Origin of the sequence: uncultured Campylobacter sp., from assembly GCF_938045205.1 — a bacterium.
In the GTDB taxonomy this organism is placed as follows: Bacteria; Campylobacterota; Campylobacteria; order Campylobacterales; family Campylobacteraceae; genus Campylobacter_B.
Map to the genome: position 1 here is coordinate 1 of NZ_CALIMY010000148.1, position 1,506 is coordinate 1,506.

General features: G+C 34.7%; 3 protein-coding genes. All 3 read left to right on the forward strand.

What is annotated here, in order from left to right; all coding sequences use genetic code 11:
- The coding region (locus tag Q0198_RS09245; protein ID WP_297897312.1) for a hypothetical protein at window positions 1–224 on the forward strand (224 nt) is incomplete at its 5' end.
- The gene (csx20, locus tag Q0198_RS09250; RefSeq protein ID WP_297897314.1) at window positions 221–601 is read left to right on the forward strand and encodes a CRISPR-associated protein Csx20; all 381 of its coding nucleotides are present in this window, start codon (window positions 221–223) and stop codon (window positions 599–601) included. The genes Q0198_RS09245 and csx20, both read left to right, overlap by 4 nt.
- Window positions 601–1,287 carry a hypothetical protein gene (locus Q0198_RS09255; protein ID WP_297897316.1) on the forward strand — a complete coding sequence of 229 codons (687 nt, stop codon included), beginning with the start codon at window positions 601–603 and terminating at the stop codon, window positions 1,285–1,287. Before csx20 ends, Q0198_RS09255 begins: the two co-directional genes overlap by 1 nt.
- Window positions 1,288–1,506 lie beyond the last annotated feature (219 nt).

Below are 1,506 nucleotides of genomic sequence, written 5' to 3' on the forward strand. Positions count from 1 at the left end.
AGTATGGAGGAAGCAAAAATTATAATTCCGAACATAAAAAGGTGGCGGAAGTATATTTCAAAATCAATAATATTAGGATTAATATCGCTCATAAGCTTGCCGATGGGGATCGGAGATCGAATTCTGACCCAAAAAATAGTGTGGACAATATACAAGGATATATAGAAAAAGTTAAAATGATGAGAAAAATTCATTTTGTACTACAAAGAAAGTCGAAACAATGAAAACCCTCTTTATGCTAATGAATCACGCCTTGACGCAGGAACAAGAAGAAGACGCGAGAAAAAATTTAGATGTCGGCAAATTCGTAAATATAGCCGATGCAATGTGGAGCGATATCGATCCGTCCGAAAAAAGTGTAATAAAAATCGTTGAAATTTATAAAGATAGGCTTAGATCGCAGGCAAAAGCGGGCGACGTATTGCTGGTGCAGGGTGATTTCGGAGCGACTTATAATATGATAAGATTTGCTAAAAGTATGGGTCTGATCGTCGTATATGCGACTACTAACCGCATCGTAAGCGAGCAGGTAGAAAACGGCAAAGCCGTAATTAAACGAGAATTTAAACACGCAAGATTTAGAGAATACGAGGAGTTATAATGTCATCAGATGCAGACAATAAAACGATAGTTATCTTTGAAATTTTAAAAAAGTTAGTTGCAAAGCAAGAAATTTATCTTACCGATACAGAGCTTTTAGATGAGTTAAGGATTAAGGAAAGAACGCTTAGAAGGTATATGGGCGAAATCGACAAGCTATTTCCAGACGCTTTTAGGATAGAAAGCAAGCTCATAGGGCATGGCAAGAGACCGGTAAAAGTATTAAGGGTATACGACAAAAACAAAGATATAATCGGCGTTTTAAAATGTCTTTTAGAATATGGCAATGATCTAGGCTGGTTAATTAGTTTATTAAACGAAAATGATCCTAGGTTGTTTAACGATTTAGATAAATATGAAAAAGAGAAGGTATCTGAACAATTAAAAGAGGATTCGGACGTATTTTTATTTAGAACCAATCCTTTGAAGGTTTTGCAAGACGAGCTAAGTAGAAGATATTTAAGCGAGCTTCGAAATGCCGTTAAAAATAAAGAATGCCGAAATATCAAGTATAAATATATAGGTAAAATGGAGAATTTAACCGATGCGAAATGTCTAAAGATAGTTTTTACCGATAGTAATTGGTATCTGGCTATTGAGGATGCTGATGGAAATTTTAGACTTTTAAGAGTGGCTTTTATTGTATCGCTTAGCAAAAGACGAAGGAAAGATCTTAAAGGAATATGAAACGTATTTTAATAAAATACAAAATGCTATGAGCTTACCGTCAGAGACAACGCGAATAGCGCTATTAAAAGCTTCTCCGAAAGTGGCTATATATTTTAAGGAGGGTATGAAGCTGTTTTTCCCAACTCAAAAATTTAAAAAGAAGCTAGATGATGGCAGCATTATTTTTAGCATAGATTTTACTCAGGATATGGAGATATTGCCATTTATAAAAAAGTG